Here is a 23,126-nt window from a genome sequence, read left to right on the forward strand (position 1 = left end):
CGGCACCCTGACTTTCCGCCCATGCAGCTTGCCCGGGGCTGCGTGATGCTGCAGTCCCCATCCAGTGGTGTTCCCATGCGCCTGACCGCCGTTGCGCCGCTCCTGCTCGTGATTGGCTGCGCCGCGCACGCGGAAACGGCCAAGCCGGACCTGTCCTCGCACCAATGCGCGGTCAGCACGTCCTACGACGTTCTGGCCGATGGCGGCGGCATCTGGCTGCGCCGCAAGCAAGGCGTACCGCGCGAGATCTTCTTCCATGGCGGCGAGCTCGATGTGGACCGTCAGGGGCAGCCGGTCAGCGCCGCCGATGCACAGCGGTTGCGCGAGCTCGAGCAAGGCACACGCGCGCTGATGTCGGCGGTGACCTCGATTGCGCATTCGCTGGTGGATATCAGCTTCGACGCGTTGGGCGGGGTGGTGCAGGTGCTGTCCGGCAGCGCACGCCAGCAGCGCAAGGTGGAACGGCTGCGCACCGACGCGCTGGCACAGGTGGACGGTAGCCTGGGGCGTGGGCGCTGGGAGCAGGACCTGTTCGATGCGCGTTTCGAAGCCAGCGTCGAGCGCGCCGCCGAGGACCTGGCCGGCAGCCTGGCCCGCAGCGTGATGTGGACGGTGGTGACCGGCCGTGCGGCCCAGCTCGACCAACGTGGCGCGCAACTGGATGCACAGTGGGAACAGCAGATGCAGCAGCGCAGCCAGGCACTGCAGACACGGGCACAGGCGGTGTGCGTGCAGGCGCAAGCGCTGTACGCCATCCAGCAATCGCTGGACTACCGCTTCCACGGGCAACGCCTGCAGATGCTGGAACTCACCGCGCCTGGACACGACCAGGACGTGCCAGCCGCGAACGCTATCGTGGCCGTAACTGCGCGCTAAGGGTGGCGCCAGCGGGTGAAGAATGGCCTTGTGCAGCTGCGCCGCGCGCAGAGCCAGGCTGCAGATCTATGCGAACGTTCCACCGTAACGCCCCCGGCGCCGCCTCGGAACCGGTCAGATCGCCGACCACATACTCGGCGATATCGGGGCCAGCGCAATGCGCTGCGCCTGCCACAGCTCGACGTCGTTGAGCAGCCCGGGCGACAGCAGCGGGTAGAAGGTATGCCGCGCATGCGCGGCCGAGGACGTTGTTGCTACCGACGCCAACGGCCCGACGCAGGCGCCGGGCCGTTGGCTGACAGCGCCATGCGCGTGGCGCACGGCGCAGGCCCGAATCAGGCCAGGGTCAGGGTGACGTCGATGTTGCCGCGGGTCGCGTTGGAGTACGGGCAGACCTGGTGCGCCTTGTCGACCAGCGCCTGCAGCTCGGCCTTGTCCATGCCCGGAACCGCGATGCGCAGTTCGACCGCGATGCCGAAGCCGCCCGGGATCTGGCCGATGCCGACGCTGCTGTCGATGCTGACTTCGCCCGGCAGCTTGAGCTTGTCCTGCGCCGCCACGGCCTTCATCGCACCGATGAAGCACGCCGCATAGCCGGCAGCGAACAACTGCTCGGGGTTGGTGCCATCGCCACCTGCGCCGCCCAGCTCGCGCGGGGTGGACAGCTTGGCATCCAGCGCCTTGTCCGAGGACACGGCGCGGCCTTCGCGACCACCGGTGGCGGTGGCGTGGCCGGTGTAGAGGATCTTTTCGGGTGAGGCCATGATGGTTCTCCAGGGTTGGGCGCGGTCAGCGCATGCGGGTTGAATCGTTGGCGATTGCTTGATGTACGACATGCTGCGAAAGACAGGGCGCGCGTTGCTGAACTCAGCCGGCGCCGAGGCTGGAGCGCAGCTTTTCCAGTTCATGCTTGAGGCGGTGCAGTTCGTCCAGCGAACAGGCCGATGCGCAGAACACCTGTTCCGGCACGGCACCTGCCTTGCTGCGCAATGCGCGGCCGGTCTCGGTCAGCGCGACGATCACCTGCCGCTCGTCGCTCACCGCGCGGGTGCGCGTCACCAGGCCAGCCGCCTGCAGCCGCTTGAGCAGCGGCGTCAGCGTGGCCGAATCCAGATACAGCCGCTCGCCGATCTCCGACACGCTGCGCTCGTCGGTCTCCCAGAGCACCAGCATCACCAGATACTGGGGATAGGTCAGATCCAGCGACTTTAGCAAGCCGCGATAGAGCTTGTGCATCGCCAGGTTGGCCGAATACAGCGCGAAGCACAGCTGGTTGTCGAGCTGCAGCAGCGCGTCGGTGCGGGTGGCAGTAGCGGCGTCCATGACTTCAATCTACATAGTGCACTATTTAATTGCAAGCGATTTCTTGACTCGGACCTGACCATAATGTCATCTCGAAACGCATGCTCCACGGCCCGCAGTGTTTGGTTGTAAAGAGTGCCGGCGGCCACAGCGGCGCCCTGGTCGGCAAGCGGCGCCGCCATCGATGGGCGCCCCCTTCCTATGAGCGGTGCTCCCGACCGACTCTTTCGGGGCCGCATCGCCGGGCAGACGCAACCGTGGCAGCCTAGATTCCCGCCCCAGTTGCGCAACACTTCCGATGACCGGACGCTGCGTGGCCTAGGCCCATCGACAAGGCCGCCAGACAGGGAGCAGCGCCGCGCCGAACGCGGCGGCGCCAGGTCGCCAGGCGTCTACGCCCGATGCGCGGTGGCCAGATATTCCGCACTCTGCATTTCGATCAGGCGCGAGGCGGTGCGCTCGAACGCGCCTGCCAGGCGCTGCCCGCTGTACAGCGACGGCGGTGCGTCCTGCGCGGTGCAGACCAGATTGACGTGGCGGTCGTACAGCTCGTCGATCAGGTTGACGAAGCGGCGCGCCGCATCCTCGTTCATGCGGTCGAAGTGCGGGATGCCGCCCAGCAGCACCGTGGTGAATTCGCGTGCGATCTCGATGTAGTCGGACGGCCCGCGCGGACCTTCGCACAATGCGGCGAAATCGAACCAGGCGATGCTCTTGCCGCGGGCGCGCACCGGAATCTTGCGCGCCTCGATCTCGATATTGCCCGCACGTGCTTCGGCATTTCCGCTCAGATCGCTCCAGCGCTGCGACAACCAGGCATCGGCCTGCGCATCCAGCGGCACGCGGTACACCGGCGAGCGCGTCAGCGCGCGCATGCGGTAGTCCTCGGTGCCTTCGGCGTAGAGCTCCACGCAGAATTTCTGCAGCAAGCCGATCGCCGGCAGGAAACTGTCGCGCTGCAGTCCGTTGGCGTAGAGATTCTCCGGCGCGGTATTGGAGGTCGTCACCAGGGTCACGCCCTCGGCGAACAGGCGCTCGAGCAGGCGCGCCAGCAACATCGCATCGCCGATGTCGGTGACGAAGAATTCGTCCAGCACCAGCACGCGCAGGTTTTCGCGCCATTGCTGGGCGATCCGGGCCAGCGGGTCGCTCTGCCCGGCATGCTCTCGCAGTTGCTCGTGCACGCCACGCATGAACCGATGGAAGTGGGTGCGGTACTTCTGCTTGATCGGCAGACCGTCGTAGAACAGATCCACCAGGAAGGTCTTGCCGCGCCCCACACCGCCCCAGAAATACAGGCCGCGTACCGGTTCGGGTTTTTTCCAGAACGCGGAGAGCCGGTCCAGCCAGCCGTCCTGGGCGCTGTCCAGCAGCGCCTCGTGGATACGGTCCAGCTCCTTCAGGGCCGCCTGCTGGGCAGGGTCGGCACGCCAGTCGCCACGTTGTACGCCGGCGGCGTAGCGCTGCGACGGGGTCATCTCGGTCATTGCAATACTCCACGGGCCGGCTGCTGCCCTGCCCGCTCAACGGCGCATCGGCATGCGATGCGCGTGGGCCGTGCCGCGGTCAGACGGCGGCCGGCAACCAGCGCCGGACACCATGCTGGATCGCACCGCGCAGGTCGATCAACTTGCGGTGGAAGAAGTGGCTGGTGTCGGGCATGCGCACCAGCTCGGGCTGTTGTTCCAGCGTCTCCAGCCAGTCGTACACCGCCTGCGGATCGACGATCTCGTCGGCATCGCCCTGGATCACCAACCACTGCGCCGGCGGCTGCAGGTCGCTGAAATCCCAGCGCCCGGCCGGCGGCGCGATCGAGATCAAGGCCTGCGGCGCCAGCGCGCCGGCCGCGCGCAGCGACACATACGCACCGAAGCTGAAGCCGGCCAGCCACAGGGTGTCGCCAGGCCGCTGCGCGCGCACCCACTCGGCCACCGCACGCAGATCGTCCTGCTCGCCGTCGCCATGATCGAAGGTGCCGGCGGATGTGCCGACGCTGCGGAAGTTGAAGCGCACCACCGTGATGCCGAGCTCGCGCAATGCGCGGGCGGCCATGGTGACGACCTTGTTGTGCATGCTGCCGCCCTCGGTGGAGAGCGGGTGGCAGACGATGGCGGTGACCGGCTGCGCGGCCACATCGCTTTCGGGCAGATCGACAGCGACATCGAGCGGGCCAGCAGGCCCGTCCAGCGTCAATGCAGCCGATTCGGTGGGGAATGGGGGATTGGACATGCCCTCATAATAGCCGCCCCGCCGGCCGCGTTCATCGCTCTGCCTGCACACTTCGTTGCCTTGCCATGCATTTGTTGCTGTTTGCCGTTGTCTGCAGTGTCCTGGTGTCGGTGCTGTTGAAACTGGCGCCACGCCTGCGCATCGATCTCTTCCAGGCCATCACCTGGAACTACGCTGCCGCCAGCGTGCTGGCCCTCGCCTTGCTCACGCCTTCGTTCGCCAGCCTGCATGCCGCGAGCACGCCATGGGTGGCCTTGCTGGGCCTGGCGATCGCCCTGCCGAGCATTTTCCTGGTCCTGGCGCGCTCGGTGCACCTGGCCGGCATCGTGCGTACCGACGTGGCGCAACGCCTGTCGCTGCTGCTCTCGCTGGCGGCGGCCTTTACCGTGTTCGGCGAACGCGCTGGGCCGTGGAAGTTCGCCGGCCTGGCGGTCGGGCTGCTGGCAATCGTCTGTATCGTGCAGCGCCCCCGCGCATCCGGTGCACTCCAGCCTGCCGGCGACGCCGGTGCGCCGGCACGCGCATGGCCGTGGCTGCTGGCCGTCTGGGCAGGCTTTGCGGTGATCGATGTATTGCTCAAGACCATCGCCTTGTCCGGCACGCCGTCGCTGACGGCGTTGACGCTGTGCTTTGCCATCGCCTTCGCGCTGATGCTGTGTGTGCAGATCCTGCGGATGCGCCGCGGCCACCGCCTGCATGCGCCCAGCATCGCTGCCGGCCTGCTGCTGGGCGTCCTCAACTTCGGCAACATCCTGTTTTACGTGCGTGCGCACCAGAGCCTGCCGGATAGCCCGGCCACGGTCTTTGCGACGATGAACATCGGAGTCGTGGCGCTGGGCGCCATGGTCGGCATCCTGGCCTTCGGCGAGCGCACCACGCGCTGGACGCGCATCGGCCTGGTACTGGCGGTACTGGCCATCGCGCTGATCGCATGGGGCTCGCGCTGAGGCAGCGGCAGGAAGCACGCGGTGATGGCATGCGTCATGGGCGCGGCGGCCTCACCGCTGCCACTGCGGAAACGGATCGTCCAGCAGTTGCCAGTGCGCCGGCCCTTGCCGTAGTTCCTGGTCGCTGAGCAGGCAGGCATCCAGCGCCGCGCGCGTCCGCGCTGCGTCCATGTCCACGCCGATCACCGCCAGCTCCTGGCGGCGGTCGCCCCAGAGCGGGTGCCAGAGCCGCTGCATGGCCGCATACTCGTTGGCATCGCTCACTTCGTGCGGCAGCGGCAGCGGCGCGGTCCAGCACTGGATCTGCTGCCGTTGCCAGCCGATATCGGTATACGGCAACGGCGTCATACCGATCTCCACCGGCTGGCCCTGTACTTGCGCATCCACCCGATGACGGGCGGCGAACCAGAATCCGGCGGCATTGGTCTGGGTGGCACCGCCCACGCTGGACAGCTCGCCCACCCAGTCCATGCGGCTGGCCAGCCAGAAGAAACCCTTGCTGCGGATCACCTGCGGCAACCCGCTGTGCACCATACGCGCGAAACGCTGGGGGTGGAACGGGCGGCGCGCACGGTAGACGAAGCTGCTGATGCCGTATTCCTCGGTCTCTGGCGTGTGTTGCCCACGCAGTTCCTGCATCCAGCCCGGCGCCAGCTGCGCGCGGGTGAAGTCGAACTTCCCGGTGTCGAGCAGCTGATGCAGCGGCACCTCGCCGTGTGCTGCCTCCACGATCGCCGCCTCGCGATTGAGCGCCCGCAGTACCGCGCGCAGGCGCTGCCGTTGCGCCGCGTCGATGCGGTCGCACTTGCTGATCACCAGCACGTCGGCGAACTCGACCTGCTCGCCCAGCAACTGCACCAGCCCGCGCGTATCGTCCGGGCCGGCTTGCTGGCCCAGCTCGGCGAGCGTGGACGCCGAGCCGAAATCGCGCAGGAAGCCGCTGCCATCGACCACGGTCACCATGGTGTCCAGGCGCGCGATGTCCGACAGGCTGAAGCCATCGGCATCGCGCACCGCGAAGGTGGCCGCCACCGGCATCGGCTCGGCGATGCCGGTCGATTCGATCAACAGATAGTCGTAGCGGCCGTGTTCGGCCAAGCGCCGCACTTCCTGCAGCAGATCGTCGCGCAGCGTGCAGCAGATGCAGCCGTTGCTGAATTCCACCAGCGTTTCTTCGGTGCGCCGCAACGCCGCCCCACCGTCGCGTACCAGCTGCGCATCGATATTGATCTCGCTCATGTCGTTGACGATCACCGCCACGCGCAGGCCGTGACGGTTCTGCAGGATGCGGTTGAGCAAGGTGGTCTTGCCGGCGCCCAGGAAGCCGGACAGCACGGTGACGGGAAGGCGTGAATCGCGGGCGGCGGCAGCAGGCATCCGGAGAATCTCGAAAGACAAAGTGTTACTATATAACACTTTACCGCCGGAACCCTTCCATGCGTCCGACTGCTTCGCTTCTGGACAACTCCGCCATCGTTCTGTCCGGGCTGTGCCTGCTGCACTGTCTGGCGCTGCCCCTGCTGGCGGCCACGCTTCCGCTGCTGGGCGTCTGGAGTCGGGCCGAGTGGGTGCATGTGGCATTCGCAGCGACGGCCGTGCCGCTGAGCGGCTACGCGCTGTGGAGCACGCAGCGACGCCATGCGCTACCGCCGGCGGTGTGGGCACTGGCAGGCTGCGGGCTGGCCGGCCTGGTGCTGGGCGCCAGCAGCCTCGCCGGCGAACACCTGGAAACGCCGATCACGGTGACCGCCAGCCTGCTGTTGGCCAGCGCGCATCTGCTCAATCTGCGCATCCGCCGTCGCGCGGGGCGGTGCGCACTGACGCCCCAATGAAGCCGGCACGCAGAACGGGCTGCCTTCCACAGCATTGAAGAACTAACGCAAGTCGTTCTTGACCATCAGCAGGCATGTCTTGATCTTGGCCTGCAAGGCTCCCATCGCACCGGTTCTTGCATATCGACCGTTCTTTTCGAGACTGGCCAGTTTCAAGGCGAGCTTGGCGCCACTGGCGACGGAGATCGGCGGCGTGCTCGTGGCATCGACGATCCCCCTGATCGCACGATCCGTCGTGGAGAGAAACTCCGCGCCGAACAGCGCGATTTCTATGTAACGAGGATTGGAGCCGAATTCTTCTCTGCTCAAGTCGCCATCGAGAGCGAACTTGGCGATCTCATACAACGGATCGAGTTGCCTCTGGCCCAATGAGCTGACATCTGCATATCCCCGCGGAGGACAATTCACCTCCGTGGCCTCGCCTGTGGAGGCCTGCGCCTGTTCCGATACGGCGATGGTCCGCCCGCCGGCCGGGAGATGGTGGCCAGCGGCGCTCTCGTTCGGCTGGCTGCAACCTGCCGCAGTTACGCCGAGCAGTACCGACATACCGACGCTTCGCATGACACGCATGCACGATCCTCCTTGGTCTAGACACAGATCGAGTTCGTCTGGAGGGGTTGGCTACTGCGTATCTGGCCTGCGCCTCGATTGCTACGCACGCGCCACTCCCCGCATCCGCATGGCGATCTGCTACAGCGAAAACCCCAGCAGCACCGGGTCGTGGTCGGAACTGCGCCAGGGGCCTGGCAGGTTGCGCTTGGCGTAGCCGGCGTCATCCATCGCATCGGCATTGATATGCCATTCGACCGCGCCACGCAGCTGTTTGGCCATCGCCGGGCTGAGCAGGGCGTGGTCCAGCCGCCCGCTCATACCGTCGTAGACGTAGCTGTAGGGCTGCTTCACTCCGGCCACGGCGAAGGCGTCCTGCCAACCGCTGGCGCGCAGGCTGCGCATCGGCGTTTCCATCGCGTGTGCGTTGAAGTCGCCCAGCAACACGGCCAGCTTGGTCTGCGCGCCGGTCGGGTCGGTCTGCAGCCATTGGTGCAGACGCTTGGCCGATTCGGTGCGGGTCGCATTCCAGCACGCCTGGCCGTCGCCCTGATCGGCATCGGCCCCGCTGGCGTTGCCGCAGCCCTTGGACTTGAAGTGATTGGCGACCACCACGAAGGTGGCGCCGCGCGTACTGCGGAATGCCTGCGCCAACGGCACGCGGCTGTGGTGATCGAACGGGCCGCCGGTCAGCGTGGCCGGCTTGCCGACCGGGGTGACCTGACTGCTGCGGTAGATGATGCCGACCCGGATGGCGTCGTCGCCCGGGCCGCTGCCGGTATCGACGAAGCGCCAATCCTTGTCGGTGCCGGCCGCGTTGAGCGCGGCCACCAGTTGCGCCACGGCCGTGTCGCCGTCGTTGCCGTCGTTTTCCAGCTCCATCAGCGCGGCTACATCGGCGCGCAGCGGTACGATGGTGGCGACCAGCTTGGTCAGCTGCGCCTGGAACTGCGCATGCGTGCGGGCGCCGCGCTTGGTCGGGAAACCGCCGCCACGGCCATTGCCGTTGAAGAAATTCTCCAGGTTGAACGAGGCGATCCGCAGGTCGCCGCCCACCTGCGGCGCCACCGCGGTCGGCATCGCCGGCAGGCTGAGCGGCCGCAGCACCTGGATGCGGTACTGACCGTCGTAGCGTTGATCGACGATGCCATCCACCGCCTTGAGCAGGCTGCCGTTGCGCAGGACCGTATCGGCCGGGAGGTAGGACACCGTCTTTGGATTGCGTCCATTGCGTGCATCGTCCAGCAATACCCGGCGACGCGCGTTGTCGGCCTGCACCTGGGCGAACGCCGGCGTGCCGGCCGCCGCGACCTCGCTGGGTTGCCACAGGCGCCCGCCGAAACCGGCGATCAGCTCGCCATAGGTCTCCAGGCGGTCGCTGCCGTTGAGCGTGAGCGCGGCAATGCGCACGTGCTCGCCTTCCAGCGCCTCCCAATCGGCCGGCGGCCCGCTGAGCATGCGTACCGGCACCGGCTGGTCGCTGGCGAGCCGCTCGATGCCACTGGCGTCCACGGTGGTCAGACTGGCATCGCCGCCGGCCGAGACCTCGCGCACCGTGCCGACGATGCGGACCCGATCGCCCACGGTCACCTCCGCATTGCCGGCGCCGGTGACGAACAGGCCGTGCGAACGCCGCGGCTCGAAGCCGGGCTGCTGCACGAACAGGCCAGCCAGACCGACGCGCGTATCGGCGGTGACGATGCCTTCCACCTCCACCAGGCGGCCATCGTAGGGGCTGCGGCTGTCTTCGCCCTGTACATCGGCAATCGACAGCCGTTGGGCGGCGCCATCGGCAGCGCGGCACAACAGCGGAGCCAACAGACCGACCAGACCGAGCACAACCAGCGGGCGAGGCGACATCGAACGACTCCAGAGGGTGGATCAAATGCAAACGCCGCCCGGAGGGCGGCGCGTAGTAACCACAAGCGCGGAAACAGGCTAACAAACCGCGGCGACATGCCGCCAGACACGGTTGGCACGGAAACGCAGCCGCCCAATGAGTCGGACTGGCACTGCGCGGCCCGCGCTGACAGCATGGCCGGCACGCCCCGTCTCCGCAGCGGCAATGAAGACGACTGCACTCAGCCGCGTCAGACGGATTGCCGCGGATCCCGCACGGCCCCGCCGGTGCGCGAGAACCTTACTTCAGGTTGCCCAGCATCCAGTCGACGGTGGCACGGACCTGCTCTTCGGTGAGCGCGGGGTTGCCGCCCTTGGGGGGCATGATGCCGCCGTCCGGGCCGGTGTATCCCTCGATCGCGTGCTTGTACAAGGTGTCCTTGCCCTGGGCGATGCGCGCATCCCAATGCGAGTGGTCCAGCGTCGGCGCCTTGCCCACGCCAGTGGTGTGGCAGGCGGTGCACAGGTTGTCGAAGATGGTCTTGCCGTCGGTGGTTCCGCCATAGGCGGACTGCGATGCAGCCTTGGCCAGCGCAGCCGCCTGGGCGGCGGCCTGTGCCGCTGCGCCGGTGGTGCCGGCATACACCGCACCTGCCGGCGCGATGCGCTGCTGCACGCGTTTGGCGGCCGTCGGCGAAACTTCGTCGGGGATGGCACGTTGCAAATAGGCTGCCAGGGCAATCAGGCCCAGGGTGATCACCACCAGTAAACCGATCACCATCGAGAATTTTTTCAGGAACTCGAGGTCGTAATTCCGCACGCGCTCACCCCTGGCTGTTGGTCGAAGACCTCTGCTAGCGCCGGAGTATAGAGCACAGTTCAGGCCAGTCTGACCAGCGTGCATGACAGTTTTCGCAGCGATGTGCGCCGCGCCCCGGCAAGGCGTACGTTCGCATGGCTAACCGGCACCGCGCGCGACCTGAATTGCCGCAATGCCGCATGGCGCATTGGTCTCGATTGTGGGAATTGCGTATCATTCCCATCAATCCAGGGTGGCGTGGCTTTTGCGTCGCCCGCTGCCAGTCTTAGAGGAGTCGCCCGATGAAAGCCTTCCTGCTGTCCTGCCTGGCCGTGGCCAGCATCAGCCTGTCCGCCCAGGCCCACGAAATCTGGATCGAGCGCGACGGCAGCGGCCCGGTGCGCATCTTCTTCGGCGAGCCGGCGCAGGAAACGCTGGACCACGGCCAGGACGAGATCAAGCGCGTGGTCAAGCCCAAGGTGTTCGGCAGCGCCGGCAAGGCCGGCGCCCTGCAGCGCGGCAGCGAGTTCCTGACCGCCCCGTTGTCCGGCAGCGGCGATGCCTGGTTGAGCGACGACAGCGTGTTCGAGCCCTGGAAAGGCGAAGCCGGCGGCTTCGAGACGGTGAGCTATTACGCACGGGCCGGGCGCGCCACCACCACGGCCAAGCTGGACCTGGAACTGGTGCCCACCACCGCCAACGGCAGCACCCTCACCGTGATGTACCGCAACAAGCCCTTGCCCAAGGCCGAAGTCACCGTGATCGACCCGCAGAAGTGGCAGAAGACGCTGACCTCCGATGCGAAGGGCCAGGTCACGCTGCCCACGTTGCGCGCCGGTCGCCATATCCTGGTGGTCAACACCAAGGAGCCGGTGCAGCGCGAGATCGCCGGCAAGCAGGTCACGCTGGTCCACCACATCAGCACGCTGACCTTCCAGGCCCAGTAACGGCACCCACGCAGTACGCCGCATGACGACCGCCGCCCAACCGCTGACCTGGTTCAGGCGCCCCTGGCTGGGTGTGCTGTGGCGCACGCTGGCCGCCATGCTCGGCGGTTACGCGCTGGCCAGCGCGACCAATCTGCTGCTGTCGCTGGTGCTGCCAATGCCGCGCAGCGAAGCGGTACTGACCAGCATGCTGATCGGCATCGTGGTGTGCGCCTGCGCGCCACTGTGGGCGTTCGCCACCGCCAGCGTCTGGCGCGCCTGGGCCGGCATCGCGGTGCCGGCAGCGCTGCTGTTCGCGCTGGCCGCGTGGCTGCAGCGGGGTGTGGCATGAAACAGGGATTCCGCCAGTCGATGGCGTGGCTGCACACCTGGACCGGCCTGTTGGTGGGTTGGGTGCTGCTGCTGATCTTCATGGGCGGCACGGCCAGCTACTACCGCGATGAGATCAGCCGCTGGATGCGTCCGGAGCTGCCCACCACCACGGTGAGTACGGCCACCGCAGTGCGCAACGCCGAACGGTATCTGCGAACGCATGCAGCCGATGCGCTGAGCTGGAACATCACCTTGCCGGATGCGCGTACTCCGGTGGTGAGCATGTACTGGCAGAATCCCGCGCCTGCCGACGGCCAACCTGCCGGGCGTCGGCAGATGTACGGCAGCGCCATCATCGATCCGGCCACCGGCAACGAGATCGCCGCACGCGACACGCTGGGTGGTGAATTCTTCTACCGGCTGCATTTCGATCTGCATTACGTGCCGGCGCTGTGGGCGCGCTACATCGTCGGGTTCTGCGCGATGTTCATGCTGGTGGCAATCATCAGCGGCGTGATCACGCACAAGAAGATCTTCAAGGACTTCTTCACCTTCCGTCCGGGCAAGGGCCTGCGGTCGTGGCTGGATTTCCACAATGTCAGTGCGGTGACCGCGCTGCCATACCACGCGATGATCACCTACACCGGCATCGTGACCTTGATGTTCATGTACTTGCCCTGGGGCATCAAGGCGCGGTATGCCGGCGACGAAATGCGCTTCTACGACGAATCGGCCAGTCGCGTGGCCGATACGCGGCAGGCGGCCGGTACACCGGCGCGGATGCTGCCGCTGGAGCAGGTGGTGGAGCGCGCGCGCCGCGATCTGCGCGGCGCGCAGATCGGCACGGTGGCGGTCTCGCTTCCCGGCGATGCACACGCGGCGGTGGGCGTGAGCCAGGTGGCCACGGCCCTGTCGACCAATGCGCCGTCCGTCCTGTACGACGCGGTTTCCGGCCAGCGCCTGCAGCGCAGCGCCCTACCCGGTGGCGCCAGCGAAACGCGCGGTGTGATGGTGGGCCTGCATATCGCTCACTTCGCCGGTCCGTGGCTACGTGCGCTGTTTTTCGGTTCCGGTCTGCTGGGTTGCCTGATGGTGGCCAGCGGCGTGGTGATGTGGGCAGTGAAGGAACGGCCCAAGCACCTGAAGGCCGGCCGGATCGGATTCGGCCTGCGCCTGGTGGATTCACTCAATATCGGCACCGTGGCCGGCCTGCCGATCGCTTTCGCCAGTTTCTTCTGGGCCAACCGTGTGCTGCCGGTGAGCCTGGAAGGGCGTGCAGCGCTGGAAGCCAATCTGTTCTTCGCTGCATGGGCCGCAGCGTTGTTGGCCGCCTTCGTGTGGCCGCGGCGTGCGATGTGGAGCTGGCAGTTGTATCTGGGCGCAGCACTGTTCGCGCTGGTGCCGGTACTCAACGCGATCACCACCGACGTGCATCTGGGCGTGACGCTGCCTGCCGGGCAATGGGCACTGGCCGGTGTCGATCTGGTGTGCCTGTCGCTGGGCGTGTGCCTGGGCATTGCCGGCGTTCGCCTGCAGCGCTGGAAGGCACCGCAGCCGGCCGCGGCACGCCGCGCGCGCACCGCGACCGCTGCCGCACCGCCTGTGCAGCCCACCGCACCGCTGCAGGAAAGCGCATGAACGTGCTGCTTTTGCTGGCGCTGAACTTTTCCGGGTTCGCTGCCCTGTGCCTGGCGATGGACAAGCATCAGCAGGAGTTGCGCGGCCGCCTGCTGGGCGCTGCACGCTCGAGACAACTGCGTGTGCTGGGCTGGTTGCTGCTGCTGCTCGCCTTCGGCCTGGCGGTGCATGCGCAAGGTTGGGGCGTCGGTGCGGTGCTGTGGCTGGGCACGCTGACTGCTGCTGCAGCGGTCCTGTCGCTATGGTTGCTGCCGTATCGACGCGGCGCGATCGTACCGGCAGCGGTGGCTGCACCGGTACTGGCGGGCGTGGTGCAGGTGCTGGTGGGCTGAGGCCGCGTCGCGGCCAAGCGCTGGCGAGGCGGTCGGTTCAGCGCGCCGATCACTTTGTTGCGGATGCGACGGACGTGCTGCCCTGCCTTCTTCGGGTGGCGATCCGGACGCCATCCCCGGACGTTGCGCAAGGTTTCGCCGCGCTCAGGAGCTTCGACACGGGCGCGCGCCAGAGTGCGCACCAGCCAGGGCCGTGCAGCTCCCTGCATGCGGTTGCCCTCGCACGTCGACGTGTTGGAGTCACGCCACTGTCGGTGGGTCGCCCCAGCTGCGGCCATCGCGCGGCAGGCGGCCATCGTCGAGCACCTGCAGCACGCGCTCGGGTTGCAGCATGTCCAGAAACAGCACCACGTTGACGCCTTCGGGCCGCGCCATGCTGGGAAAGATCACGCCGGGAACATCCGCTTCGCGCAGCAGATCGCCGAGCACCCAGCTCACCGGTTCGACCTTGTTGACCAGGGCCTTGCGCCAATCGTCTGTCCAGTCGGCCCATAGCGCATCCCAACTGGCGTCGAGCAGGCGCAGATCGGCCAGTGCCGGAAGCTCGGCGGCGTAGCTGACCAGCGTGAACGGCGGCAGGAACGGCGCCGCCTGAGCGTACTCGGCAGCGGCGGTGTCCAGTTGCAGCGACAGATACAGTGCCGGCTGGCCGAAGCGGTTGAAGCGCCCGCCCGAGCGTGCGGCACCCGCGCCGCTCAATGGCTCGGCCGCCCAGCGCGGGGTGAAGGCGCGATACAGCGTGCAGTGCGCCGGGGCGCTCAGCTTCAACCAGCCGCTCCGGCAGCCACGGTGCGCAGATAGGTCAGCGCATCGTCGGTGCGGCCCTGCTTGACCACTTCCAGCAGGGTGGCGAATTCGAACGCCGGGATCGGGCTGTTCTTGAGATGGAACACCAGCTGGCGCTCGTCCGGCTGGATCTGCGCCATCGCCACCAGCAGCCGCGACAGATTGCGTAGCAGGTCCTGCACGCGCGGGCTTTCCGGATGCAGGCGCAGGCTGTTGCGATGCACGCCGGCCAGCTCGGCCAGTTCCTGCTGCGACAGCTCCAGCAGGCCAGCCATCGCCGACGGGGACAGGATGGTGCGATCGGGCGCGCGCAGCCGCTCGGTCAAGGTCAGAGGATTGAGGACGGCGACCATGGCATGGACTCGGGCGTATACTGTGCACAGTATACGCACAGTAAAGCACACCGATCCAGCACAGCCGCGCCACCGGTCAGCGCGATGTCAATCCGGCGCGGAGGCGCCCACCGCGCGCAGGCAGAAGCCGCAGATGGCTTCCACCAGTTGTTCGCCTTGCTGCGGATCGCCTCGGCTGGGAGCGATCGGCCCGACCAGCGCTTCGGTGAACGCACCGACGATGCAGGCGGCTGCAGCATCCAGCGACTGCGGTGGGAACTCGCCTGCCGCGACGCCCTCGGCCAGCAGTTGCCGAAACACCTCGCCGAACAGCCGCCGGCCGCGGATGCGCTCGGCATCCACCTCGCCCTCCACCGGCTCGGCAATGAAGGCATAGGCCAGCGCCGGCCCGGCCAGTGCACGCCGCACGAAGGTGGCGATGGCCGTGCGCAGGCGCTCGGCTGCACTGGTCGGGGCAGTGGCGATCGCACGCAGGATCGCCATCTCACGTTGCACGGCAGCGTTGAGAACTTCGACGAAAAGCTCCGCTTTGGACGGGAAGTGTCGGTAAATCTGTCCAGTCGACACGCCAGCAGCAGCGGCGACGGCGGTGACCGGCGCATTGCGGTAGCCGCCTTCGGCGATCAGCGACCGCGCTGCCTGGAGGATGCGTTCGCGATTGCCGGCCAGGCGTTCTTCCATCAGGGCGGAGCGTCGATAAGCCATGGTTTGATTCTGAGTTCAATAGTTGAATTTTAGTTCACTTTTTCGTCGTGGACCGCTAGGCTGCCCACATCCGCCGCGCGGCCCGCCCGCTCCCACCCGGCACGTCCCGATCCCTGTGGAGTCGCTCCATGCATGTGCCGTCCCTGAACTTCGAGCTTGGCGAAGAGATCGATCTGCTGCGCGAAAGCGTGGCCGCCTTCGCCAGCCACCATATCGCCCCGCTCGCCGCCGCGGCCGATCACGACAATGTCTTTCCCGCGCAATTGTGGCGCCTGTTCGGCGAGCAGGGCCTGCTGGGGCTGACCGTGGAAGAAGATTACGGCGGCAGTGGCATGGGCTATCTGGCACATGTGGTGGCCATGGAAGAAATCTCCCGGGCCGGCGGCGCGATCGGGCTGTCGTATGGCGCCCATTCCAATCTGTGCCTCAACCAGCTGCGCAAGAACGCCAGCCACGAACAGAAACAACGCTACCTGCCCAAGCTGTGCACCGGCGAGCATGTGGGCGCGCTGGCGATGAGCGAAGCCGGCTCGGGTTCGGATGTGGTGTCGATGAAACTGCGCGCCGATGCACGCGGCGACCGCTTCGTGCTCAACGGCAACAAGATGTGGATCACCAACGGCCCCGACGCCGACGTGCTGGTGGTGTATGCCAAGACAGACCCGGATGCAGGCGCTCGCGGCATCACCGCCTTCATCGTCGAAAAGGGCATGCCGGGCTTTTCCACCGCACAGAAGCTGGACAAGCTGGGCATGCGCGGCTCCAACACCTGCGAGCTGGTGTTCACCGACTGCGAAGTACCCGCCGAGAACGTGCTTGGCACGCTCAACGGTGGCGTGCGCGTGCTGATGTCCGGGCTGGATTTCGAACGCGTGGTGCTGGCCGGAGGCCCGCTCGGGCTGATGGCCGCGGCGATGGACGTGGTGCTGCCTTACGTGCACGAGCGCAAGCAGTTCGGCGAGCCGATCGGCACGTTCCAGTTGATGCAGGCCAAGCTGGCCGACATGTACGTGGGCCTCAATGCCTGCCGCGCCTATGTGTACACGGTGGCGCGCGCCTGCGATGCCGGGCGCACCACGCGCCAGGACGCGGCCGGCGCGATCCTGTATGCCGCCGAAAAGGCCACCTGGCTCACCGGCCAGGCGATCCAGGTGCTCGGTGGCAACGGCTATATCAACGAATACCCCACCGGGCGCTTGTGGCGCGATGCCAAGCTGTACGAAATTGGCGCGGGCACCTCGGAGATCCGCCGCATGCTGATCGGCCGCGAGCTGTTCGAACGCACTGCCTGACGGAGCCACCATGAGCGTGATCACCAGCCAGCTGCAGGTCAGCAGCGACAGCTTCCAGGCCAATGCCGCCGCGATGCGCGCGGTGGTCGACGATCTGCGCCACACGCTGGCGCAGACCGCACTGGGCGGCAGCGAGGCCGCGCGCACCAAGCACAGCGCACGTGGCAAATTGCTGGTGCGCGAGCGCATCGATGCCTTGCTGGATCCGGGCAGCGCCCTGCTGGAGATCGCGCCGCTGGCCGCGCATGGCATGTACGACGACCAGGTGCCCTGCGCCGGCGTGGTGGCGGGCATCGGCCGCGTGTCGGGCGTGGAATGCGTGATCGTGGCCAACGATGCCACCGTCAAGGGCGGCACGTATTACCCGATGACGGTAAAGAAGCATTTGCGTGCGCAGGAGATCGCGCAGCAGAACCGGCTGCCGTGCATCTACCTGGTCGACTCCGGCGGCGCGTTCCTGCCGTTGCAGGACGAGGTGTTTCCCGACCGCGATCACTTCGGGCGCATCTTCTACAACCAGGCCAATCTCTCCGCACAAGGCATCCCGCAGATCGCCTGCGTGATGGGCTCGTGCACCGCTGGCGGCGCGTATGTTCCGGCGATGAGCGACGAAACGGTGATCGTGCGCGAGCAGGGCACGATCTTTCTAGGTGGCCCGCCGCTGGTCAAAGCGGCCACCGGCGAGGAAGTCAGCGCCGAGGAGCTGGGCGGTGCCGATGTGCACACACGCATCTCCGGAGTAGCCGATCACTTCGCCGACAACGATCTGCAGGCACTGGCGCGCGTGCGCGCCATCATCGCGCAGCTCAACTGGCGCAAGCCGCCTGCATCGCTGGCGCTGCGAGTGCCGTTGCCGCCGCGACATGCGGCCGACGAATTGTATGGCGTCATACCCGCCGATACGCGCAAACCCTTCGATGTGCGCGAGGTGATCGCCCGCATCGTGGACGACTCGCGTCTTGACGAATTCAAACCGCGCTACGGCAACACGCTGGTCACCGGCTTCGCGCACCTGCATGGCTACCCGGTCGGCATCATCGCCAACAACGGCATCCTGTTCTCCGAGTCCGCGCTCAAGGGCGCGCACTTCATCGAACTGTGCGCCCAGCGTGGCATTCCGCTGGTGTTCCTGCAGAACATCACCGGCTTCATGGTGGGCCGCAAATACGAACATGGCGGCATCGCCAAGGACGGTGCCAAGCTGGTGATGGCGGTGGCCTGCGCCAAGGTGCCCAAGTTCACCGTGGTGATCGGCGGCTCGTTCGGCGCGGGCAACTACGGCATGTGCGGCCGCGCGTATTCGCCCAATTTCCTGTGGATGTGGCCGAACGCGCGTATCGGCGTGATGGGCGGCGAACAGGCCGCCAGCGTGCTGGCCACCGTGCGCCGCGACGGCATCGAGGCCAAGGGGGGCGCATGGTCGGGCGAGGAGGAGGACGCCTTCAAGGCGCCGATCCGCGCGCAGTTCGAACAGCAAGGCCATCCCTACTACGCCAGCGCACGGCTGTGGGACGACGGCATCATCGACCCGGCCGATACCCGCCGGGTGTTGGGGCTGGGACTCTCGGCGGCACTGAACGCGCCGATCGAACCGACCCGCTTTGGCGTGTTCCGGATGTGAGCGGGTCCGTGCGCAGGCGGACCCGTCCCCAGCGGGCATCTGCCGTGCCGCCAGGACTTCCCGCGCTGCTTGCAACAATGGCTTGCATGCCAGATCACAGCCGCCGCATTTCGATCGCACCACCTGATCGCACGAGCACCGGCCACGCCGGCGATGTGCAGAGACCGATCCGATGACCCAGCAAGCTTCCGTCACCACCACGCGCCAGCCCCCCTTCGACAAGATCCTGATCGCCAACCGCGGCGAGATCGCCTGCCGGGTCATCGCCACCTGCCGCAAGCTGGGCATCGCGACGGTGGCGGTGTATTCGGACGCCGACCGCAATGCGCGGCATGTGCGGCTGGCCGACGAGGCGGTGCACATCGGCGCCTCGCCTGCGCAGCAGAGCTATCTGCGCAGCGAGGCCATCCTCACCGCAGCGCAGACCACCGGTGCGCAGGCCATCCATCCCGGCTACGGCTTCCTGTCGGAAAACGCAGGCTTTGCCGAAGCCTGCGCGCACGCAGGGGTGGTGTTCATCGGGCCGCCACCGGCAGCGATCCGTGCGATGGGCGACAAGAGCGCTGCCAAGGCGCTGATGCAGCGCGCTGGCGTGCCGTTGACGCCGGGGTATCACGGCGATGACCAGACACCTGCCTTCCTGCGCGCGCAGGCCGATGCGATCGGCTACCCGGTGTTGATCAAGGCCAGCGCCGGCGGCGGCGGCAAGGGCATGCGCCGGGTCGACGCCAGCGCCGAGTTCGAGCAGGCGCTGGCCGGCTGCCAACGCGAGGCGCAATCGGCATTCGGCAATGCGCATGTGCTGGTGGAAAAGTATGTCGAACGCCCGCGGCATATCGAGATCCAGGTCTTCGGCGACACGCATGGCGACGTGGTGTATCTGTTCGAACGCGACTGTTCGGTGCAGCGCCGGCATCAGAAAGTCCTGGAAGAAGCGCCAGCGCCCGGCATGACCGAAGCCCGCCGCGCTGCGATGGGCCAGGCGGCGGTGGATGCGGCACGCGCGGTCGGCTATGTGGGCGCCGGCACGGTGGAGTTCATCGCCGGCCCGGACGGCGATTTCTACTTCATGGAAATGAACACCCGCCTGCAGGTGGAGCACCCGGTGACCGAATTGATCACCGGCACCGACCTGGTGGAGTGGCAACTGCGTGTGGCCGCCGGCGAGCCGCTGCCATGCCGCCAGGACGCATTGCAGATCAACGGGCATGCGCTGGAAGCGCGGCTATATGCCGAAGATGCCGACCGCGGCTTCCTGCCCTCCACCGGCAGCTTGCGTCAGCTGCAGCTGCCGGCCACCAGCGCGCATGTGCGCCTGGATGCCGGCGTGGAACAGGGCGACACCATCAGCCCGTATTACGACCCGATGATCGCCAAGCTGATCGTCTGGGATGTCGATCGCCCGGCGGCGCTGGCACGCATGCGCACGGCGCTGGCACAGGTGCATGCGGTGGGCGTCACCACCAACAGCGCGTTTCTTGCGCGGCTGATCGGCACCGCGTCATTCGCATCCGCCGATCTGGATACCGGCCTGATCGAACGCGAACAGGCGGCCCTGTTCCCGGCGCCGCAGGCACCGGATCAGGCATGGTGGAGTCTTGCCGCCGTGTTGATCGCCGCCGCGCTGCCCAGGCCTGCGGCCGATCCGGCCGACCCGTTCTCGCCCTGGCAGGCGGACGATGGTTGGCGCATCGGCATGCATGCCACGCACCGCGTGCAGCTGGAAGCCGCAGGCGAACGCCGCGAACTGGGCGTCCACCGGCATGGCGACGATTGGCAGGTGACGCAGGCAGGCCGTACCCACACGCTGCGCTACCGGGCGCAGGATGGCGAGTTACGCGTGGAGCTGGATGGCCGGCAATGGCGCATCCAGGCGCTGCACGATGGCACCGCGCTGATCCTGATCGGTGCCACGCAGCGGGTAGTGTTCCATCACCACGATGCGCTGATCGAGGCCGATCAGCCCGCGCACGATGCCGGCGGGCTGACCGCCCCCATGCCCGGCCGCATCGTCTCGCTGGCCGCGGCGATCGGCGAGCCGGTCACCCATGGGCAGCCGCTGGTGGTGCTGGAGGCGATGAAGATGGAGCACACCCTGCATGCCCCCAGCGACGGCACGGTGCAGCGCTATCTGGTTGCCGAAGGCGACCTGGTGGCCGATGGCGCCGCGCTGGTGGAATTCGTGTCCGTATCTGCGTAGCGCGGCCGCCGGGATGACCAACGGCACGTAGGCAAACCTGACGCGTGCCTCTGGCGTGATGAGGCGGCTGGCCTGGCCGTCTTCCCACCGGAGGCTTCATGCAACGCCTGCTCCTCGTTTCCAGCATGCTGCTCGCGTTGTCTGCCTGCAGCGACAAGCCCGCGCCTGCGGACGCCAAGAATTCAGCCCCTGCATCGGCAGCGGCGGCACCGGCAGCGCAGCCGGAGCTGATCACCCGCGACGCACTGTTCGGCAACCCCGAGCGTGCCAACGTCAGCATCAGCCCGGACGGCAAATACCTCAGCTGGGTGGCACCGCTGGACGGCGTGCTCAATGTCTGGGTCGCGCCGGTGGAGGCACCGGACCAGGCGCGCGCCATCACCAAGGACACCGCGCGCGGCATCCGCTCCTATTTCTGGACCTACCGGGCCAATACGCTGCTGTACCTGCGCGACACCGGCGGCGATGAGGACTTTCGTCTGTACTCGGTGGATCTCACCGATGGCAGCAGCACCGATCTCACGCCGTTCAAGAAAACCAGCGCGGAGTTGTACAGGATCAGCGCGCAGCATCCCGACGCGATCATGGTCGGCATGAACGACCGCGACCCGAAATGGCATGACCTGTACCGGGTGGACCTGGCCTCGGGCAAGCGCACCCTGGCGCGGCAGAATGCCGATCAACTGGAGTCCTATCTGCTCGATGGCGACTTCCAGCTGCGCTATGCCACCCGCGCCACCGACGATGCCGGCCGGGAACTGCTGGTGCCCGATGGCAGGCACTGGAAGAGCGTGGACCGCATTCCGTTCGAGGATGTCACCAGCACCTCGCCCAATGGGCTGACCGACGACGGCAAGACGCTCTACATGCAGGACTCGCGCAATCGCGATACTGCCGCACTGTTTGCCATCGACACCACCAGCAATGCGCGCACGCTGCTGTTCGAAGACCCGCACGCCGATGTCGGTATCACCTTGAACGATCCGAAGACCGGTGCGGTACAGGCGGTCTCCAGCGAGTACCTGCGTGAGCAATGGAAGCCGTTGGACACCGGCATTGCGGCCGATCTCCAGAAGCTCAAGTCGCTGGGCGACGGTGATACCGAGGTGGCCGCCCGCACCCTGGACGACCGCATCTGGATCGTCAGCTATTCGGCGGCGGAGACCCCGCTGACTTACTATCGCTATGATCGCGGCGCCGGCGGCAAGCTCACCAAGCTGTTCTCCGCTCGCCCGGCGCTCGATGGCAAGCCGCTGGTGCCGATGTGGCCGCAGGAACTCTCCGCGCGCGACGGCCTCAAGCTGGTCAGCTACCTCACCCTGCCCGCCGAGGCGGATGCCAATCACGACGGCAAGGCCGACAAGCCGGTGCCGCTGGCGCTGTTCGTGCATGGCGGCCCATGGGCGCGCGACAGCTATGGCTACGGTCCTTATCAGCAATGGCTGGCCAACCGCGGCTATGCTGTGTTGCAGGTCAACTTCCGCGGCTCCACCGGCTTCGGCAAGGCCTTTACCAATGCCGGCAACGGCGAGTGGGCGGGCAAGATGCACGACGACCTGCTGGACGCAGTGCAATGGGCGGTCAAACAAGGGGTGACCACTCCCGACAACGTGGCGATCATGGGCGGCAGCTACGGCGGCTATGCCACGCTGGTCGGCATGATCTTTACGCCGGACAGCTTCAAGTGCGGTGTGGACATCGTCGGCCCGGCCAACCTCAACACCTTGCTCGGCACCGTACCGCCGTACTGGGCCAGCTTTTACAAACAGCTGACCCGGCGCATGGGCGACCCCGCCACCGAAGCCGGCAAGCAGTGGCTCACCGAGCGCTCCCCGCTCTCGCACGTGGACAAGATCAGCAAACCGCTGCTGATCGGCCAGGGCGCCAATGACCCACGCGTCAAGCAGGCCGAAAGCGACCAGATCGTCAACGCGATGAAGACCAAGAACATCCCGGTCACCTACGTGCTGTTCCCCGACGAAGGCCATGGCTTCCGCCGTCCGGAGAACAGCAAGGCCTTCAACGCCGTGACCGAAGCCTTCCTCGGCCAATGCCTGGGTGGCCGCGTGCAGCCGATCGGCACGGATTTCGAAGGCTCCAGCATCACGGTGCCCGAAGGCGTCGATAAGGTGCAAGGCCTGCCCGATGCGTTGAAGACGCATACGCAGGCGATTCGGCGGTAATCAGTCAAAAACAACCCACAGGTTTTGTCAAATCGGCAACGGCTACGCCCGCGTCGACTTGCTTGATGCACCCGGCGATCTGCTTGGTGGCAAACCTGATTTTCTCCACGCCCGTCTTATTTGAGGACGGGTTTTACAGCTTCATTTGGTACAGTTAAATAGGGGCAGATTAGTACCGACCTGCTGAAGGAAGCGCTCGCAAAAAAATGGTGACGCCATCTCAGCGACGCGAGATGGCCCAATCCGCAGTCACGAGCGGGCGCACGAACATCCGCCACACCTGCCAGACCTTCGCGGTGAGCGAGACCTGAACCGCCCCGGGAACCCCGGAGGCTCCATTACTTGAGAAGATGGAGCCATGAGCAGAGCAAGCAAGTTTTCCCC

General features: G+C 66.8%; 22 protein-coding genes and 1 pseudogene. 12 read left to right on the top strand and 11 right to left on the bottom strand.

What is annotated here, in order from left to right; translation table 11 throughout:
- Window positions 1-21 precede the first annotated feature (21 nt).
- Window positions 22-876, top strand: coding sequence for a DUF2884 family protein (locus tag LL964_RS19585; protein ID WP_425478219.1), 855 nt, complete (start codon window positions 22-24; stop codon window positions 874-876).
- A 335-nt stretch (window positions 877-1,211) separates the two neighbouring features.
- Here LL964_RS19585 and LL964_RS19590 read toward each other — a convergent pair whose 3' ends face one another.
- The 4 genes from LL964_RS19590 to LL964_RS19605 form a co-directional block, all read right to left on the bottom strand.
- Window positions 1,212-1,640 carry an organic hydroperoxide resistance protein gene (locus LL964_RS19590; protein WP_104588916.1) on the bottom strand — a complete coding sequence of 143 codons (429 nt, stop codon included), beginning with the start codon at window positions 1,638-1,640 and terminating at the stop codon, window positions 1,212-1,214.
- 103 nt (window positions 1,641-1,743) lie between these two features.
- A complete protein-coding gene (locus LL964_RS19595) occupies window positions 1,744-2,199 on the bottom strand; it encodes a MarR family winged helix-turn-helix transcriptional regulator (protein ID WP_104588917.1) in 456 nt (151 codons plus the stop codon).
- 371 nt (window positions 2,200-2,570) lie between these two features.
- On the bottom strand, window positions 2,571-3,665 hold the full coding sequence (zapE, locus tag LL964_RS19600; RefSeq protein ID WP_104588918.1) for a cell division protein ZapE: 1,095 nt from the start codon (window positions 3,663-3,665) through the stop codon (window positions 2,571-2,573).
- A 79-nt stretch (window positions 3,666-3,744) separates the two neighbouring features.
- Window positions 3,745-4,407 carry an alpha/beta hydrolase gene (locus LL964_RS19605; RefSeq protein ID WP_104588919.1) on the bottom strand — a complete coding sequence of 221 codons (663 nt, stop codon included), beginning with the start codon at window positions 4,405-4,407 and terminating at the stop codon, window positions 3,745-3,747.
- Window positions 4,408-4,472: 65 nt separating this feature from the next.
- On the opposite strand from LL964_RS19605, the gene LL964_RS19610 reads away from it, so the two are divergent.
- Entirely contained in the window at window positions 4,473-5,354 is an 882-nt protein-coding gene (locus LL964_RS19610; RefSeq protein WP_104588920.1) for an EamA family transporter, read from the top strand.
- Window positions 5,355-5,405: 51 nt separating this feature from the next.
- On the opposite strand, the gene LL964_RS19615 is transcribed toward LL964_RS19610, so the two are convergent.
- The gene (locus LL964_RS19615) at window positions 5,406-6,731 is read right to left on the bottom strand and encodes a GTP-binding protein (RefSeq protein ID WP_104588921.1); all 1,326 of its coding nucleotides are present in this window, start codon (window positions 6,729-6,731) and stop codon (window positions 5,406-5,408) included.
- Between the two features lie 59 nt (window positions 6,732-6,790).
- Between LL964_RS19615 and LL964_RS19620 the strand changes: the two genes are divergently transcribed.
- A complete protein-coding gene (locus tag LL964_RS19620; protein ID WP_104588922.1) occupies window positions 6,791-7,186 on the top strand; it encodes a MerC family mercury resistance protein in 396 nt (131 codons plus the stop codon).
- A gap of 42 nt (window positions 7,187-7,228) precedes the next feature.
- Here the strand turns inward: LL964_RS19620 and LL964_RS19625 are convergent, their stop codons facing one another.
- The 3 genes from LL964_RS19625 to LL964_RS19635 all read right to left on the bottom strand — a co-directional run bounded on the left by LL964_RS19625 (window position 7,229) and on the right by LL964_RS19635 (window position 10,394).
- Window positions 7,229-7,732 carry a hypothetical protein gene (locus LL964_RS19625; RefSeq protein WP_104588923.1) on the bottom strand — a complete coding sequence of 168 codons (504 nt, stop codon included), beginning with the start codon at window positions 7,730-7,732 and terminating at the stop codon, window positions 7,229-7,231.
- Between the two features lie 144 nt (window positions 7,733-7,876).
- Window positions 7,877-9,595: an ExeM/NucH family extracellular endonuclease gene (locus LL964_RS19630; protein WP_104588924.1), complete on the bottom strand. Its 1,719-nt coding sequence runs from the start codon at window positions 9,593-9,595 to the stop codon at window positions 7,877-7,879.
- Window positions 9,596-9,875: 280 nt separating this feature from the next.
- Window positions 9,876-10,394 carry a c-type cytochrome gene (locus LL964_RS19635; protein ID WP_104588925.1) on the bottom strand — a complete coding sequence of 173 codons (519 nt, stop codon included), beginning with the start codon at window positions 10,392-10,394 and terminating at the stop codon, window positions 9,876-9,878.
- A 281-nt stretch (window positions 10,395-10,675) separates the two neighbouring features.
- On the opposite strand from LL964_RS19635, the gene LL964_RS19640 reads away from it, so the two are divergent.
- From LL964_RS19640 to LL964_RS19655, 4 genes are read left to right on the top strand one after another with little or no spacing between them, the layout of a single operon-like run.
- Window positions 10,676-11,320 carry a DUF4198 domain-containing protein gene (locus LL964_RS19640; protein ID WP_104588926.1) on the top strand — a complete coding sequence of 215 codons (645 nt, stop codon included), beginning with the start codon at window positions 10,676-10,678 and terminating at the stop codon, window positions 11,318-11,320.
- A 22-nt stretch (window positions 11,321-11,342) separates the two neighbouring features.
- The gene (locus LL964_RS19645; RefSeq protein WP_104588927.1) at window positions 11,343-11,651 is read left to right on the top strand and encodes a DUF3649 domain-containing protein; all 309 of its coding nucleotides are present in this window, start codon (window positions 11,343-11,345) and stop codon (window positions 11,649-11,651) included.
- Window positions 11,648-13,270, top strand: a complete 1,623-nt coding sequence (locus tag LL964_RS19650; protein WP_104588928.1) for a PepSY-associated TM helix domain-containing protein — start codon at window positions 11,648-11,650, stop codon at window positions 13,268-13,270. Before LL964_RS19645 ends, LL964_RS19650 begins: the two co-directional genes overlap by 4 nt.
- A complete protein-coding gene (locus tag LL964_RS19655; RefSeq protein ID WP_104588929.1) occupies window positions 13,267-13,602 on the top strand; it encodes a DUF3325 domain-containing protein in 336 nt (111 codons plus the stop codon). The genes LL964_RS19650 and LL964_RS19655 overlap by 4 nt, the downstream gene beginning before the upstream one ends.
- A 240-nt stretch (window positions 13,603-13,842) precedes the next feature.
- Here LL964_RS19655 and LL964_RS19660 read toward each other — a convergent pair whose 3' ends face one another.
- The 3 genes from LL964_RS19660 to LL964_RS19670 form a co-directional block, all read right to left on the bottom strand.
- Window positions 13,843-14,370, bottom strand: a complete 528-nt coding sequence (locus LL964_RS19660; protein ID WP_104588930.1) for an RES family NAD+ phosphorylase — start codon at window positions 14,368-14,370, stop codon at window positions 13,843-13,845.
- The gene (locus LL964_RS19665; RefSeq protein ID WP_104588931.1) at window positions 14,367-14,741 is read right to left on the bottom strand and encodes a DNA-binding protein; all 375 of its coding nucleotides are present in this window, start codon (window positions 14,739-14,741) and stop codon (window positions 14,367-14,369) included. The genes LL964_RS19660 and LL964_RS19665 overlap by 4 nt, the downstream gene beginning before the upstream one ends.
- An 87-nt stretch (window positions 14,742-14,828) precedes the next feature.
- Window positions 14,829-15,446, bottom strand: coding sequence for a TetR/AcrR family transcriptional regulator (locus LL964_RS19670; protein ID WP_104588932.1), 618 nt, complete (start codon window positions 15,444-15,446; stop codon window positions 14,829-14,831).
- A 128-nt stretch (window positions 15,447-15,574) separates the two neighbouring features.
- On the opposite strand from LL964_RS19670, the gene LL964_RS19675 reads away from it, so the two are divergent.
- From LL964_RS19675 to LL964_RS19695, 5 genes and pseudogenes are all read left to right on the top strand, one after another.
- On the top strand, window positions 15,575-16,738 hold the full coding sequence (locus LL964_RS19675) for an isovaleryl-CoA dehydrogenase (protein ID WP_104588933.1): 1,164 nt from the start codon (window positions 15,575-15,577) through the stop codon (window positions 16,736-16,738).
- Window positions 16,739-16,748: 10 nt separating this feature from the next.
- Window positions 16,749-18,359, top strand: a complete 1,611-nt coding sequence (locus LL964_RS19680) for a carboxyl transferase domain-containing protein (protein ID WP_104588934.1) — start codon at window positions 16,749-16,751, stop codon at window positions 18,357-18,359.
- A 172-nt stretch (window positions 18,360-18,531) separates the two neighbouring features.
- Window positions 18,532-20,559: an acetyl/propionyl/methylcrotonyl-CoA carboxylase subunit alpha gene (locus LL964_RS19685; RefSeq protein ID WP_104588935.1), complete on the top strand. Its 2,028-nt coding sequence runs from the start codon at window positions 18,532-18,534 to the stop codon at window positions 20,557-20,559.
- A gap of 98 nt (window positions 20,560-20,657) precedes the next feature.
- Entirely contained in the window at window positions 20,658-22,742 is a 2,085-nt protein-coding gene (locus LL964_RS19690) for a S9 family peptidase (RefSeq protein ID WP_104588936.1), read from the top strand.
- Between the two features lie 165 nt (window positions 22,743-22,907).
- Window positions 22,908-23,050: pseudogene (locus LL964_RS19695) on the top strand (IS3 family transposase); the annotation flags it as partial.
- Window positions 23,051-23,126 lie beyond the last annotated feature (76 nt).

This window comes from Xanthomonas melonis (assembly GCF_020783655.1).
Classification (GTDB): Bacteria; Pseudomonadota; Gammaproteobacteria; order Xanthomonadales; family Xanthomonadaceae; genus Xanthomonas; species Xanthomonas melonis.